This is a genomic window from Enterococcus sp. 6D12_DIV0197, from assembly GCF_002174385.1.
Taxonomy (GTDB): Bacteria; Bacillota; Bacilli; order Lactobacillales; family Enterococcaceae; genus Enterococcus_D; species Enterococcus_D casseliflavus.
Window position 1 is genome coordinate 306,928 of record NZ_NIBN01000001.1, and the last position, 14,775, is coordinate 321,702.

Consider the following 14,775-nt stretch of genomic DNA (forward strand, 5'->3'; position numbering starts at 1 on the left):
ATGGCAAGTGTAACCAGCAGTTCAGGAATCAGTACAACGCTAGGGAGTTATTCTGGCGTGACTTCAGAAGATATTGAAAAATTATTGGCGGCAGATGCGATCAACAAGACCCGCGCTGAGAATAAAATCACGTCGCTAAAAGCACAAAAAACGGCGTGGAGTGATATCAGCACTCGCTTGACTAACTTTTTGTCAAAAGTCGATGCATTACAAAAAGATGATGCTTATCAAACGAAAAAAGCGACGACCACCAATAGCAGCATCGCTTCAATTGCAGGAACAACGGAAGCTCCAGAAGGCACCTATGATCTAAAAGTCAACCAACTAGCAACAGCCACGAAGGTGACGGGGAGTCAAGTAGCTCAAAGCAGCAAAACGGCCCTAAATGTCAGTGGTCAGCTGTCATTGACCAGTTCGGAAGTCGATGAAGATGGCAAACCGATCACCGCTTCGATCGAGATCACGGCCGAAGATAGCTTAAAAGATGTGGCAGCCAAGATCAATAGCCAAAGCAAGACGACCTTCGTCGCGGCGAGCATCGTGGATAACCGTTTGATTTTAACGAATACCAAAATGGGCGACAAAAATTTCTTGATCGACGGCAATGCCGCCGAAGGGTTAGGGATCGGTTCAACTGCGACAACGACGCAAGGCCAACCGGCTATTTTTGAGCTAGATGGCATGAAGATCACTCGCGACAGCAACAGTGTGACGGATGTTATCGATGGTGTCACGCTGACGTTAGCGAAAAAAAGCGAGGAGCATGTGACGCTTTCTTTAGCCAATGATACCTCGAAAGTCGTTGATGCAGTGCAAGGATTAGTGGATCAATACAATAGCTTGATGAGTTTTATCGGCGACAATTTGACCGTGGGAGATCCTAGTAGTGAAAACAACAAGACGGGGACCTTGGTGGGAGACAGTGCGTTGACCCGTCTACAGACCCAATTGCGAAATTTGATCACCATTCCAGCCGTCAGCGGCTCAAAGCTGACCGCCAATAAGCTAGGCATCTCCACCGTTGATAATGATGGTACATTGGGACTGGATACGACAAAGTTAAAAGAAGCCTTAGCGGAAGATCCCGCTGCTGTGAAGTCTTTCTTTTATGCAAGTACGAAAACTAAAGAAGCCGATGGCACTGCGAGCACGAAAGAGACTGGCTATACACTAGCCCTAAAAGAATTAGCCAACAGCTATGTCGTCAATACTTCAGCCAATAAAGGGATCATTGCCACCAAATCTGCGACCTATGACAGTACCATCAAGGATTTAAACAAGCAGATCACACGGTTTGATGATATTTTAGCAATGAAAAAAGAGCGTTACATCACAATGTTTACCAAGTTAGACTCCGTGATGATGGAGGCTGAAAATCAGCTGAGCTACCTAAGCAATCAGTTTGCCAATACGTCAAACTAGGCAGGATAGCCGATTAAAGCAGTCATTTTTTCATTCGCATAAGAAACCCTCGTCAACATGAAAGGAAACAACCGATGGAGCCACACGTATCATTAGATGAACGTTTGAATCAGATTTTAACTGGTTTTGCCCAATGGCGCGGCGACAGCGAAGAAGCCAGTCGTTTGATGGCAGCCAATGCAGCGGTCATAGCAGCCATGCAAGCAGAAGCACAGAGCCATAGTCCACAAACCAGTGCATTGGCGCAACAAGTGATCCAAGCGTATCAAGCGTTCTTAGACCAGGTCAAAGCCCAGCAGCAAGAGATCAAACAAGAATTGGGGCGTTTGAACCGCAAAAACAATCTTGTCAAAACGTATTTGCAGCAAGAAGACAGTGCCGCCTTCGTCGAATTTGATTTATAGTGAGGAAAAAAAGATGAATTATCAAAAAATGCAAAACAACTATTTGCAGAACCAAGTAATGAGTGCTTCCCCCAACAAACTGATTGAAATGCTGTTGCAAGCAGCGATCAAAAATATCAAATTAGCAGTGATCGCATTGGAAAAAGAAGATTTGAGCCAAGCTCATCAGCAATTTGTCAAGGCGCAGAATATTTTATTGGAATTACGGGTCTCTTTAGACCGTGAGCAAGGCGGCGCTATCGCTGAAGATCTCGATCAGCTGTATGGCTATATGTACGATCAGCTAGTCAGTGCCAATGTCCAAAAAGAGGCAGCCCCTGCAGAAACGGTCGTCCCGCTTTTAAGCGAACTACTGGAAAGCTGGCAAACGATCACCCAATAAATTTGAGAAAAAGCACAGAAACGACCACCTAAAACCTAGAAAGTTTAGTAATTGGTTAAATTTTTACCATGTATCCCTTTTCACTAAGCTTTCTTTTTCCCCTCCTCGTCCCTATCTGGTACTCTTTTTATGAGCGTACCGAAAAGGTGCAAGGAGGTTTTTTTTTGAAACAAAAAATAGTACAAAAGCCGCTTTTCTGGCAAGTGGTGATTCTGATTGCAATGAGTGGTGTTTTTTTATTACCGCAGATCTTAGGCCAAGGCATGATTTTGGGCTCTGATGTGGTCTTTCACTTCAATCGTTTTTATGAGACCAGCCAGCAGATCAAAGAGGGCAATTTTCAATATTTTCTTTCTATCTACGGGTTTCAGCAATCTGCTCGTATCGTCAATGCATTATACGGGCCCTTTTTTGCCTATTTCCAAGGATTGCTGGTCTTGCTGAGTCCTTCGTGGTTTTCCTACCAGCTGCTCGTCAACGGGCTGCTCTATTTGTTAGCAGGGTTTTCGATGTTTGGCTTATTAAAGAAATTACGAGTCAATGGTTGGCTGTCAGTGGGGATGAGCGTCCTGTTTATGGCGACCTATTCTGTCCAGTATTGGATTGAGCGGCAGGGCTTTTCTGCTTGGGGGGCGGCTGTGCTGCCACTGTGCCTGATCCCACTGATCGCACTAGGGGAACATAAACGGTTACGGCCTTTTGCGGTAGGGGTTTCCGTGGCGGTCTTATTTCAAATCCATGTGTTTTCAAGCATCTTGTTAGTGTTCTTATACGTACCCTTTTTCTTACGCGCCTTTTTTGTTGGGACTTCTGGCGAAGAAAAACGACAATTGGCGCTGCGCTTAGCAGGAGCGATCGGGATCTTCTTGCTACTAACCGCCAATATTTGGTTAGGGATGTTGGATCTTTATACGAGTAACACGTTGATCGCGCCTTTTGTGAATCGCAACATGCAGAACAATACCATTACTGGAACCAGCAGCTATTGGTGGACGACTCCGTACCTGCTGCCCATCTTATGTGCTTTGTTCTTTTGTGGTGCGATCCGTGTGTGGCCACGTCTATCTGGCGGCTTCAAATTAATGACGGCAGCTGCAGCAGTCTTTTTCGTTTTATCATCGAACGCTGTTCCTTGGCAATGGCTAGGCAGTCTGGACAATGGTGTAATCAATTTACTGCAATTTCCTTTTCGGTTCTTTGTTCCTGCCACGATTTTGATCTTAGTCGGTTTGTGCCTGCTAGTTCCTTATTATCGGGGCAAGCCATTGGCAAATCCGCGTTGGTTCGTCCTCGTTTTAGTCTTGAGTGTTGGTCAAATCCTGATCCAAAACACGGTCAAGATGCAGGACTGGCACTCTGATGAAGCTGCGGTTTCACTGCGAAACCACACCTATCTGTCGGCGGAATCTGAAGCGCAATTGAAGGAAGCCTATTTTAGTAAAGACAAGTCCTTAGCATTAGCGCTGTATCAACGTTCTACGCCAGATTATCTGCCCCTCTATCAAGAAACCAAGAAGAACAAGTACAATTTGTACGGGGAAGAAATCATTGAAAAGAATGATACCGTGGCAAAAACCGTAGAAAACGGGAAGCTTACTTTACGTTGGCAAGGTGATCAAGAGACGTGGAAGGCGTTACCGATCATCAATTACCGATATACTGAATTGACCCTCAATCAGCAGCCACTAACTGAAAAAGATGTCTCTTTGAGTGCCATTGGTGCCGTTTCTGTCCAACAGCAAGCAGGGGAGAATGTCTTAGTCGTTGATTACGACGCGCCTTGGTTTTTCGACGGAGCTTTATGGCTGACGATCGTTTCTTGGCTCGCTTTACTCATCGGCTTTATCAGCTGGAAAACAAGACAGCTGTACCGTCGTCGTAAGGTCGTACAAGCTTTATTGAAAGAATCTGAATAAAATGAATCAGAAAAGAACTTCAGCGAGAGGGCTGAAGTTCTTTTTTTGCTGATCAACAACAGTGTACCTGTTGCTTTTCGTCAGAAACAATAATCGTTGCGCACGCAACGATTATTCCTTATAATAGATTAGACACTTTGAAGAACTAAGAAAGGCAGGAGTGCTCATGGAAGCCATTATCCGCTCAATCAATCATATTGCCCGTCTCGCCACCCTTTATCGGGAAAAAGAACTGAAAAAATTTGGTTTAGGCGGGATGCATCATACCTATATCTTAAACATTTGCCGCCAACCGGGGATCAGTCAAGAAGCCTTAGCCAAGAAGATTTTTGTGAATAAAAGCAATGTTGCCCGTCAACTAGCAATCCTAGAAGAACGAGGATTTGTCACTAGAACCAGCAGTCCCACCGACAAACGACAATTACTGGTTTATCCAACCGAAAAAGCACTCGGCGTCCAACCAGCGATCCAGCAGCTGCTTCAAAGCTGGAATGAACAAGTCGTAGCAGGTTTTTCTGCTGCCCAACAGCAGCAGTTGATCGCCGATCTGGAAATCGTCAAAGAAAATTCCCAGCGGCTTTTAGCGAAAGATGAGGCGATGGAATGAATCTTTTGACTCAATATTTAAAACCCTATATCGGCCGCATCTCCCTTGGCGTCAGTATCAAATTCTTCGGCTCCCTGATGGACTTGCTATTGCCTTGGATTTTGGCGTATATCATCGATTCTGTGATCCCCACGAAGCAGGTATCTGCGATTTTTGCTTGGGGTGGGGCGATGGTGGTCTGCTCCATCATCGCAGTCGTCACCAATATCATCGCCAATCGGATGGCCTCCAGTGTTGCTCGCGATACCACCGGCAGTATACGCCATGATTTATTTGAAAAAGTTTCCTATCTGTCGATTCCGCAAGTCGAAGAAGTCGGGATCCCTTCCTTGGTGTCTCGCTTGACGACAGACACTTACAACATCCATCAAACGGTAGGCATGATCCAACGGATGGGGATTCGTGCCCCGATTCTGTTATTAGGGGGGATCATGATCACTGCCACATTAGATCCCGTGTTGACGCTGGTCTTAGTAGGCGTCTTGCCCTTCACTTTAGTGGCGGCAGTCACGATCTCGAAACGGGGGATCCCCTTGTTTGCTTCATTACAAAAGCAAGTGGATGTGTTGGTGCGAACTGTCCGTGAAAATGTGACTGGGGCTCGGGTGATCAAGGCCTTGTCCAAAGCAGATTACGAGAAAAAGCGCTTTGACCACGTCAACCAAGACGTAGTAGCCGCGGAAACCACCGCTAATCGAACGATGGCTGCAACACCGCCCCTGATGGACCTATTTTTGAATATCGGACTGACGCTAGTGATCGTCGTCAGTGCCTTTCGCGTCAATCAAGGATTGACGCAACCAGGCGTCATCATCGCCTTTTTGACCTATTTTACGATCATTTTGAATGCCATGCTCAGTATCACGCGCATCTTTGTGATCGTGTCGAAGGGGCTGGCTTCTGCCGATCGGATCCAATCCGTCTTGCGCCTGCCGCAAAATATGCAAGTCATTGAGGCGCCTGTCAAAGAAGAGTCTGCGCATATCGTTTTTGAAAAAGTTTCCTTCACCTATCCTAACGGTACCCAGGTGCTGAAAGATATCGATTTTTCCTTGCAGCCGGGAGAAACCTTAGGGATCATCGGTGCGACTGGTAGTGGAAAATCAACGATCGTCAAACTACTGCTGCGGCTCTATGACCCAACGAAGGGCATGATTCGCATCGCTGGTCGCGACATTCGCTCCATCGATCCGACGGAGCTGCATCAGTTATTCGGTGTCGTCTTACAAAAAGACGTGCTTTTTGCGGAAACGATCGAAGAAAATATCGCCTTTGGCCGGCGGTTTTCCAAAGAGCAGATCGAAGAAGCGGCGGCTCGCGCCCAAGCCAAGGAGTTTATCAATCAACTACCCAAGCGCTTAGCTCATCCACTGCATGCTAAAGGCAGCAATTTAAGCGGAGGTCAAAAGCAACGGGTCTTGTTATCGCGGGCATTGGCGGGGGATCCAGAGATTTTGATTTTGGATGATTCTGCCAGTGCGCTGGATTATCGGACCGACGCTCAGTTGCGCAAGGTCCTGAGACAGCAGTTTCAACAGACGACGACGGTCTTGATCGCGCAGCGGATCAGCTCGATCCAGCATGCCGACAAAATTTTGGTACTGGAAAACGGGCAAATGAACGGCTTTGGCAGTCACCAAGAATTACTAGCAGAAAATGCGATCTACCAAGTCATTTATCAAGGTCAGACAGGAGGTGCCGACGATGCCGAAGAAAAAAACGGAAAAACCGCAGGATAGTAAGAAAACACTACGGCGTTTGTGGGGCTATCTTTACGAGTACAAAGGTCTCCTGCTGGCAGCCGCTGTATTGATGATGGCCAGCAACATTTTCGCCTTGGTGGGACCGTTGCTTTCAGGGTACGCCATTGATGCCATTCAACCGGGTCCCGGCAAGGTCATTTTTGACCGAGTCTTCTTTTATTGTGGGCTGATGCTGCTGTTTTATCTTGCGTCTTCCCTTCTTAGTTATCTGATTTCGCTCATGATGATCCGCTTGAGTCAGCGGGTGGTGGCAGCGATGCGCAAGGCGATTTTTGATAAAATCACCGAATTGCCGGTGGGGTATTTTGACCGAGTCGCCACTGGGGATATCATCAGCCGCATCAGTTATGATGTCGATACCATCAATACGTCATTGGCCAGCGATGCCATTCAAGTCCTCAGCAGTCTTGTGACTATCATTGGTTCGTTTGTGATGATGGTTTTGATTTCGCCGCTGCTGGTGCTGATTTTTGTCGTAACGGTTCCCGCTTCGATCTTTTTGACCCGCTTTTTGATGAGCAAATTTCAACCATTGTTTCGCCGTCGTTCTCGCAAATTAGGCGAACTGAACGGCTTTGTGGAAGAGATTATTTCTGGTCAGCAAACGATCAAGCTGTATAACCAAGAAGAAGCGATCATCAGCCGTTTTGACGAAAAAAACCAAGAAGCGGTGGATGCCTATTACAATGCTGAGTACTACGGCAGTATGACTGGTCCTTCCATCAACTTTATCAACAATCTGTCGTTGTCCTTGATCAGTATGTTTGGCGCCTTGCTGTTTTTGTTCGGTCATCTGACATTAGGGAATGTTTCTTCCTTTGTTCTTTACTCCAGAAAATTTTCAGGACCAATCAATGAGTTAGCCAACATCTTCAGTGATTTGCAATCGGCATTGGCGGCGGCAGAACGGATCTTCCGTTTGCTGGATGAAGAACCTGAAGTTTCTGATGTTCCTGGAGCCTACGAATACCACGAGGTGTCTGGTGATGTCGCCTTTGACCATGTGACCTTCGGCTATCAAGCACAGCAGCCCATCATCAAAGACCTTTCGCTACAAGTACCAGCTGGCAGCTTGGTCGCGATCGTCGGACCGACCGGTGCCGGGAAAACCACCATCGTGAACCTCTTGATGCGGTTTTATGACCCTGACCAAGGAGCGATTCGGTTAGACGGTAAAAATATCCGCCAAGCGACACGCCGCAGCTTACGGCAAAGCTATGCGATGGTGCTGCAAGATACCTGGTTGTTCACGGGAACGGTTTTCGACAATTTGGCCTACGGCAAGGCGAATGCGACGTTGGCAGAAGTCCAAGCTGCTGCACAAGCCGCCCATATCCATGACTTTATTATGAGCCTGCCAAAAGGCTATGATACTTTGATCTCTGAAGACGGAACCGGTATCTCACAAGGGCAAAAACAGCTGTTGACGATTGCACGAGCAATGCTGTTGGATGCCGATCTGTTGATTCTTGATGAAGCCACATCGAATGTCGACACGCAAACAGAGCTGCTGATCCAAGCAGCGATGACCAAATTGATGAAAGGCAAAACCTCCTTTGTGATCGCTCATCGCTTGTCCACGATTCGACATGCCGATACGATCCTCGTGGTGGAACAGGGGAATATCGTAGAGCAAGGGACCCACGAAGAGTTATTAGCCAAAGAGGGGCGTTACGCCGCACTCTATCAGGCACAATTTGATGCATGATCCATAGCTAGTCCACATCCTTGCAAGGAGAACGCCACTGCTTGCAAGGATATTTTTTGCGTGCCATCGGCTTTCTTGGCATAGGTACAAAATCTTCTTATGACAAATCAGGCAATTATCGGTATACTTAAGAAAGGGGTATCATCAAACAGAAAGAAGGGAAACAATTGGATCATAAACAACTAAAAGAATTCCCCAACGATTTCTTATGGGGTTCAGCATCAGCAGCCTATCAAGTAGAAGGCGCATGGCAAGAAGACGGCAAAGGCGCTTCGGTTTGGGACGATTTTGTCCGCATTCCCGGAAAAACCTTTAAAGCAACTAACGGTGATGTCGCAGTCGACCATTACCACCGCTTCAAAGAAGATGTTGCCTTGATGAAAGAACAAGGATTGAAAACCTACCGTTTTTCTATTGCTTGGACACGGATTTTTCCAGAAGGACGAGGAGAAGTCAATCAAGCAGGGTTAGACTTTTATTTAGCATTGATCGATGAACTGATAAAAGCAGGGATCGAACCGATGGTGACCTTGTACCATTGGGATCTGCCACGAGCCTTGCAAGAAGAATACGGTGGCTGGGAATCTCGCAAAATCATTGAAGATTTCACCAACTATGCGGCGGTATTGTTTGAAGCCTTTCGCGGCAAAGTCCACTATTGGGTCAGCTTGAATGAACAAAATATCTTTACTTCTTTAGGTTATCTTTTAGCTGCCCATCCACCAGGAGTGACCGATCCTAAACGGATGTATGAAGTCAATCATATCGCTAACTTGGCGAATGCTTCGGTGATCAACAAGTTCCATGAGATGAAAATCCCAGGGAAAATCGGACCAAGTTTCGCCTACTCACCAAACTACCCAATCAACAGCGACCCGAAAAATATTTTGGCAGCTGAAAACGCGGAAGACTTGATGGCGCATTATTGGTTAGACGTCTATCTATGGGGCGAATACCCGATTGCGGCAATGAATTACTTGAAAGAGCAAGGGATCGCACCAACGATTGAACCAGGAGATATGGACTTGCTGCGTTCAGCAAAACCAGATTTCTTAGGGATCAATTATTACCAAACAGCAACAAATGCCTACAATCCATTAGATGGTGTCGGTGCGGGGAAAATGAACACCACTGGGAAAAAAGGCAGCTCCGAAGAAACCGGGACACCAGGAATGTTCAAAAAAGCCGAAAATCCATTTGTGGAACGGACGAATTGGGATTGGGAGATCGATCCTCAAGGGCTGCGGATCGCTTTACGACGAATCACTAGCCGTTATCGGGTGCCTGTGATCATTACAGAAAACGGACTTGGTGAATACGACAAACTAACCGACGATCATCAAATCCATGACCAATACCGCATCGATTATTTAGCAGGGCATGTCCATGCCATTAAAGAAGCGATCAGCGACGGCGCGGAAGTTCTTGGCTATTGCACCTGGTCCTTCACTGATTTGCTAAGCTGGTTGAACGGCTACCAAAAACGCTATGGCTTTGTCTATGTCGACCAAGATGAAACGCAAGAAGGATCTTTGGCACGCTACAAGAAAGACAGCTTCTACTGGTACCAAGAGCTGATCAAAACCAACGGGCAAGAGTGCTAGCCTCCTAAAACCAATACCTGAATAAGCGAAACGATCCCTGCAACGGCAGTGATCGTTTCTTAGAAAAAAGTACGTTCCACCTGTAGCGACCGCCCAAAGGAAGACCAAAAGTCTCGCGTTTTGGGCCGCTTCAAAGGAGAACGTCCTTTTTTTGAGTATTATCGTTGACAAGTGTAAACGATAATTGTAAAGTAGAAGAAGATTACAACTGTAAACATAAAAGGTTAATGGGTTTGCATAGCAAGCAAGGAGGAAGGAAACAATGATCGAAAAGAATTATGGGGTAAAAGGGATGACCTGTGCGTCTTGTTCCCAGACCGTCGAAAAAACAGTCAGCAAGCTGGCGGGGGTCGACCAAGCAGCTGTCAATTTGGCTACTGAAAAATTACATATTCGTTATGATGAGCAGCAGCTCACCGAAGAAACACTCGCTGCGGCCATCAAAGCAGCGGGCTATCAACTGATCGGCTCCCAAAGACAAGAGACCTTTGCCATCTCGGGCATGACCTGTGCGTCTTGTGCCCAAACAGTAGAAAAAGCTGTCCAAAAATTAGCGGGTGTGGAGCAAGCATCCGTCAATCTGGCAACAGAAAAACTGACGGTCAGCTATCAACAAGATCAAGTGACCGCCGCGAAGATCGCAGCTGCCGTGAAAGAGGCGGGCTATGATGCACAGCTGCCGACCGCTTCTGCCGACAAGGTGGATTCAAAACAGGCAGAGATTCGTGCTTTATGGCAACGGTTTTGGCTTTCAGCGCTCTTTACGATCCCCTTGTTCTATTTGACGATGGGGGAAATGATCGGTTTGCCGATCCCTGGCTTTTTAGATCCGATGGCCTATCCAGTCAATTTTGTTACCACTCAATTGCTTTTGGTCTTACCGGTGATGGTCCTCGGTCGCGCCTTTTACATTGCTGGTTTCAAAGCGCTTTGGAAAGGCCATCCCAACATGGATTCCCTCGTCGCATTGGGAACCAGTGCTGCCTTCTTTTATAGTATTTATGGGACCGTGATGGTCTACCTGGGCACGACCCACTATGCGATGCACTTGTACTATGAAACGGCCGCCGTTATTTTGGCATTAGTTACTTTAGGAAAATACCTTGAGTCGGTCTCGAAGGGCAAAACCTCCGAAGCCATCAAGAAGTTGTTGGATCTCGCACCGAAAAAAGCCCGCGTGCTTCGTGGCAGCGGGAATCAAGCCGAAGAAGTCGAAGTGGGTATTGAAGAAGTCGCAGCTGGCGATATCTTAGTCGTACGACCTGGTGAGAAGATTCCTGTGGATGGGATCGTTACCCAAGGGCGCTCTGCCATCGATGAATCAATGATCACTGGAGAAAGCTTACCTATCGAAAAACAAGTCGGTGATCGGGTGATCGGCGCCAGCATCAACAAAAACGGCTCCTTTCAATATGAAGCCACCAATGTGGGAGAAGATTCAACGTTAGCGCAAATCATTCAGTTAGTAGAAAATGCCCAAGGCTCCAAAGCGCCGATTGCCCGCATGGCTGACAAAGTTTCGGGTGTGTTTGTCCCGATCGTCATGGTCTTGGCGGTTTTTGCAGGACTTGCCTGGTTTTTCTTAGGACAAGAAACCTGGATCTTCTCATTGACCATTACGATCTCTGTATTAGTGATTGCTTGTCCGTGTGCCTTAGGATTAGCGACACCGACCGCCATCATGGTGGGTGCGGGCAAAGGGGCAGAAAATGGCGTCTTGATCAAAAGCGGCGATGCGTTAGAAACAGCTAGAAACGTGACGACGATCGTCTTTGATAAAACTGGCACGATCACAGAAGGCAAACCAGTCGTAACCGATCTCCTGCCTGCCGGCAACCACACGCCGACGGAATTGCTGCAGCTGGCGGCTTCTGTTGAAAAAGGTTCAGAACATCCATTAGGCGAAGCCATTGTGATCGAAGCCCGCACGCAAGCCCTCGCCCTGCAAGAAGTTGACGGGTTTGAAGCGATTCCGGGGCATGGGATTCAAGGCACGATTGCTGGCAGTCCAGTCCTATTAGGCAACCAGAAATGGCTGGAAAAACAAAACGTTGCCATCGATGGCCTGATCGAGCAAGCCCAACAATTGGCTCACGAAGGGAAAACACCGATGTATGTTGCCAAAGACGGCGAAGCGATCGGGATCATCGCTGTGGCAGATACTATCAAAGAAAGCAGTCGAAAAGCTATTGAACGGTTGCATCAAATGGGCTTGTATGTAGCAATGATCACGGGCGACAATGCCCGAACGGCCCAAGCCATCGCTAAACAAGTCGGTATCGATGAAGTGATCAGTGACGTCTTGCCAGAAGATAAAGCCGCCAAAGTAGCTGGCCTGCAAGCCAAAGGCCAAAAGGTTGCGATGGTAGGTGACGGGATCAATGATGCGCCCGCGTTAGCCCAAGCCGATGTAGGGATCGCGATCGGCTCTGGTACCGATGTCGCCATCGAATCGGCAGACATCGTACTGATGCGCAGCGATCTGATGGACGTCCCATCAGCAATCGAGTTAAGTCGAGCAACCATCAAAAACATCAAAGAAAATCTTTTCTGGGCTTTTGCTTATAACGTCTTAGGCATCCCTGTCGCAATGGGTGTGCTGCATCTTTTCGGCGGCCCCTTGCTCAATCCAATGATCGCTGGGGCGGCCATGAGCTTCAGCTCGGTATCCGTTTTATTAAATGCCTTGCGGCTGAAACGATTCCAACCCTCAGCGAAAAAATAAACGAAGCAACGAATGCACCAACAAAAAGACCTGCCAACGGTTTCTGATGGAAGAAAACCGTGGGCAGGTCTTTTTAGTGCTGGACATCTAAATAAGAGTAGGCCCGCACGTCATAACGGTTGCGACTACGGGAAAATTCGATAGGTGAGCCATTTTTCTGATAGACGATCTGTTCGATCTCTAAGACCGGATCATCGGCTTTACAGTCCAAATACTGTTGATCGTACGCGGTACTTTTATCAGCGGCGATGGTGCGGTAGGCCCCAGCAAACTGGACCCCTAGTTCCTCTTTGACATAACGATAGATAGAACTTTCTAAATGGCCACGAGTTAAATTGGGCACCAAATGGACCGGCATATAGGTATATTCTAAAATAAACGGCTGGTCTTCAAGAATCCGCAAGCGGACAATACTATAGATCGGCTGTTCTTCCGTTAACATCAACTTTTCTTGGATCGTTTGGTCAGGAAATTCGACTTGAAAATCGATGACCTGACTGACTAGCTTGCGGCCAGCTTTGCCCATTTCTGTTGACAAGCCTTCATAGACCGTTAAAGCAGTGGTGTCTTTTTTTAAGAATGGGTGGTTCAATATTTTTGTTCCAGCGCCCCGCTGAGAATAAACCAGTCCTTCCATGGCTAAAATACCGATGGCTTTTTTGACGGTCATCCGGCTGACTCCGAATTCTTCGACTAAATCAGTTTGATTCGGCAGTAAGCTGTCAGGCGGATACGTTTTGTTTTTGATACGTGTGCGTAAAATATTGGCAATTTCTTGGTATTTTGGCATCTGATCACCTCGCAAGAAGTATAGCTGAAAAAAGCGGTTTCGACAATCAAACCTTGGTTTTTTTATAAAAAGAACGGCTGACTGAAAAAATTCAGCCAGCCGTTGCGCTTAATCGATCGATGGTTCTGCTTGACGATCTAAAACACGTAAGAATGGATACCAGATTAAGCCGACGATCACCACGTCAATGACTTGCAGCAAACCACCTAACCAAGAGTTGGTTGCTAAGACACCACTGAAGACCACTGGAACGGTCCAAGGAACAGAAACACCAGTTGGTGCAGGAACAAGTCCAGCCGCCATCACTAAGTAGTTGAAGGTCGTTACCACAAGAGGTGCCACGACCCAAGGAATCAGGATCGTCGCATTCAAGACGATCGGCATACCGAAGATGGCTGGTTCGTTAACGTTAAAGATCCCTGGTGCTAAAGCCAAACGACCCACATCGCGGTATTGTTTTTTCTTCAATACGAAAGCCATCAAGATAACAACGGCTAACGTCATACCAGAACCGCCTAATCCAACAGTAAAGGTTTCCATAAATGGTTTTGTGACGATATGCGGCAGTGCATCCCCATTTTGATACGCCTCTAAGTTGTCTAACATTAATGTATTCCAAATCGGGTCCATCACAGAGTTGACGATGATTTGACCATGTAGACCGAAGAACCAAAGGAATTGAACAAAGAACAAAGCCAATAGAGTTGCTGGCAAGCTGCTGCCTAGTCCAGTCAATGGTTTTTGGATCAATTCATAAACCAAGTCATGCAAGTTGGCATTGAAGACACCCGTCATGATGGCATTGATCACTAAGAATACCGTTAAGGTGATAATTGCTGGAATCAAAGCGGCAAAAGATTTAGAAACTGCTGGTGGCACCCCATCAGGCATTTTGATCTGCCAGCCGCGTTTTGTGATGCGGCAATAGATTTCAGCTGCCAAAAATGCTGCGATCATCCCGATAAACATCCCTTTTGCGCCAAGACGATCAAGAGACAGCACACCGGAGATCGTTTCGCCAGATTCAGTAGTCATAAAGAAAGGAGTCAAGATCAAAAAGCTGGCAAACGAAACGGCACCACCAAAAATCCCTTCCACATCATATGATTTTGATAAATAATAGCCAATACCGAAAGTAACGAAAACAGTCATGATACTCATTGTTGCATTTTGCCCATTGCCAAACAGTGTTCCTAATGTTCCTTTAGTGGCATCACTGAAGAAGGGCAGGTTGTTTAAAACGACCACGATCGATCCAAACATAGTGATTGGGAACGAAAGCATAAACGCGTCCCGCAAGACGGTCAGGTAGCGATTTTGTCCTAAGGCATTCGCCAAGGGCAAAATCTTTTCAGATAACTTGTCCATAAAACCATTCATTATTATTTCACTCCTTAAATTTCTTTTTGCAATCGATTACATTGATAATGTATCATGTTTTATTTTAAATGTCT

11 protein-coding genes are annotated in these 14,775 nt (G+C 46.8%); 9 read left to right on the forward strand and 2 right to left on the reverse strand.

Going from position 1 to position 14,775, the window contains the following annotated elements; translation table 11 throughout:
• The 9 genes from fliD (at nucleotide 1) to A5867_RS01505 (ending at nucleotide 12,531) form a co-directional block, all read left to right on the forward strand.
• Nucleotides 1-1,422: a flagellar filament capping protein FliD gene (fliD, locus tag A5867_RS01465; RefSeq protein WP_005226644.1), complete on the forward strand. Its 1,422-nt coding sequence runs from the start codon at nucleotides 1-3 to the stop codon at nucleotides 1,420-1,422.
• 74 nt (nucleotides 1,423-1,496) lie between these two features.
• Complete coding sequence (locus A5867_RS01470) at nucleotides 1,497-1,826, forward strand: hypothetical protein (RefSeq protein ID WP_005232745.1); 330 nt, start codon at nucleotides 1,497-1,499, stop codon at nucleotides 1,824-1,826.
• A 13-nt stretch (nucleotides 1,827-1,839) separates the two neighbouring features.
• The gene (gene fliS / locus A5867_RS01475) at nucleotides 1,840-2,208 is read left to right on the forward strand and encodes a flagellar export chaperone FliS (protein WP_010748550.1); all 369 of its coding nucleotides are present in this window, start codon (nucleotides 1,840-1,842) and stop codon (nucleotides 2,206-2,208) included.
• Nucleotides 2,209-2,372: 164 nt separating this feature from the next.
• Nucleotides 2,373-4,124 (forward strand): hypothetical protein, encoded by a 1,752-nt coding sequence (locus A5867_RS01480; protein WP_087626719.1) that lies wholly within the window; start codon nucleotides 2,373-2,375, stop codon nucleotides 4,122-4,124.
• A 166-nt stretch (nucleotides 4,125-4,290) separates the two neighbouring features.
• Nucleotides 4,291-4,731: a MarR family transcriptional regulator gene (locus A5867_RS01485; protein ID WP_087626720.1), complete on the forward strand. Its 441-nt coding sequence runs from the start codon at nucleotides 4,291-4,293 to the stop codon at nucleotides 4,729-4,731.
• A complete protein-coding gene (locus tag A5867_RS01490; protein WP_087626721.1) occupies nucleotides 4,728-6,470 on the forward strand; it encodes an ABC transporter ATP-binding protein in 1,743 nt (580 codons plus the stop codon). Before A5867_RS01485 ends, A5867_RS01490 begins: the two co-directional genes overlap by 4 nt.
• Nucleotides 6,436-8,202, forward strand: coding sequence for an ABC transporter ATP-binding protein (locus tag A5867_RS01495; protein ID WP_074934300.1), 1,767 nt, complete (start codon nucleotides 6,436-6,438; stop codon nucleotides 8,200-8,202). The genes A5867_RS01490 and A5867_RS01495 overlap by 35 nt, the downstream gene beginning before the upstream one ends.
• Before the next feature lie 167 nt (nucleotides 8,203-8,369).
• A complete protein-coding gene (locus A5867_RS01500) occupies nucleotides 8,370-9,806 on the forward strand; it encodes a glycoside hydrolase family 1 protein (RefSeq protein ID WP_005226667.1) in 1,437 nt (478 codons plus the stop codon).
• 262 nt (nucleotides 9,807-10,068) lie between these two features.
• The gene (locus A5867_RS01505; protein ID WP_087626722.1) at nucleotides 10,069-12,531 is read left to right on the forward strand and encodes a heavy metal translocating P-type ATPase; all 2,463 of its coding nucleotides are present in this window, start codon (nucleotides 10,069-10,071) and stop codon (nucleotides 12,529-12,531) included.
• Nucleotides 12,532-12,604: 73 nt separating this feature from the next.
• Here A5867_RS01505 and A5867_RS01510 read toward each other — a convergent pair whose 3' ends face one another.
• Together A5867_RS01510 and celB are read right to left on the reverse strand one after the other, a co-directional pair.
• Complete coding sequence (locus A5867_RS01510; RefSeq protein WP_005226669.1) at nucleotides 12,605-13,321, reverse strand: GntR family transcriptional regulator; 717 nt, start codon at nucleotides 13,319-13,321, stop codon at nucleotides 12,605-12,607.
• Nucleotides 13,322-13,429: 108 nt separating this feature from the next.
• Nucleotides 13,430-14,701, reverse strand: a complete 1,272-nt coding sequence (gene celB / locus A5867_RS01515; RefSeq protein ID WP_005226670.1) for a PTS cellobiose transporter subunit IIC — start codon at nucleotides 14,699-14,701, stop codon at nucleotides 13,430-13,432.
• Between the last annotated feature and the right edge of the window lie 74 nt (nucleotides 14,702-14,775).

Bases quoted from the DNA above. Each gene is read 5' to 3' on its own strand.
- celB (WP_005226670.1), bottom strand. From the start codon at position 14,701: ATGAATGGTTTTATGGACAAGTTATCTGAAAAGATTTTGCCCTTGGCG.
- A5867_RS01510 (WP_005226669.1), bottom strand. From the start codon at position 13,321: ATGCCAAAATACCAAGAAATTGCCAATATTTTACGCACACGTATCAAA.
- A5867_RS01505 (WP_087626722.1), top strand. From the start codon at position 10,069: ATGATCGAAAAGAATTATGGGGTAAAAGGGATGACCTGTGCGTCTTGT.
- A5867_RS01470 (WP_005232745.1), top strand. From the start codon at position 1,497: ATGGAGCCACACGTATCATTAGATGAACGTTTGAATCAGATTTTAACT.
- A5867_RS01490 (WP_087626721.1), top strand. From the start codon at position 4,728: ATGAATCTTTTGACTCAATATTTAAAACCCTATATCGGCCGCATCTCC.
- fliS (WP_010748550.1), top strand. From the start codon at position 1,840: ATGAATTATCAAAAAATGCAAAACAACTATTTGCAGAACCAAGTAATG.
- A5867_RS01495 (WP_074934300.1), top strand. From the start codon at position 6,436: ATGCCGAAGAAAAAAACGGAAAAACCGCAGGATAGTAAGAAAACACTA.
- A5867_RS01485 (WP_087626720.1), top strand. From the start codon at position 4,291: ATGGAAGCCATTATCCGCTCAATCAATCATATTGCCCGTCTCGCCACC.
- fliD (WP_005226644.1), top strand. From the start codon at position 1: ATGGCAAGTGTAACCAGCAGTTCAGGAATCAGTACAACGCTAGGGAGT.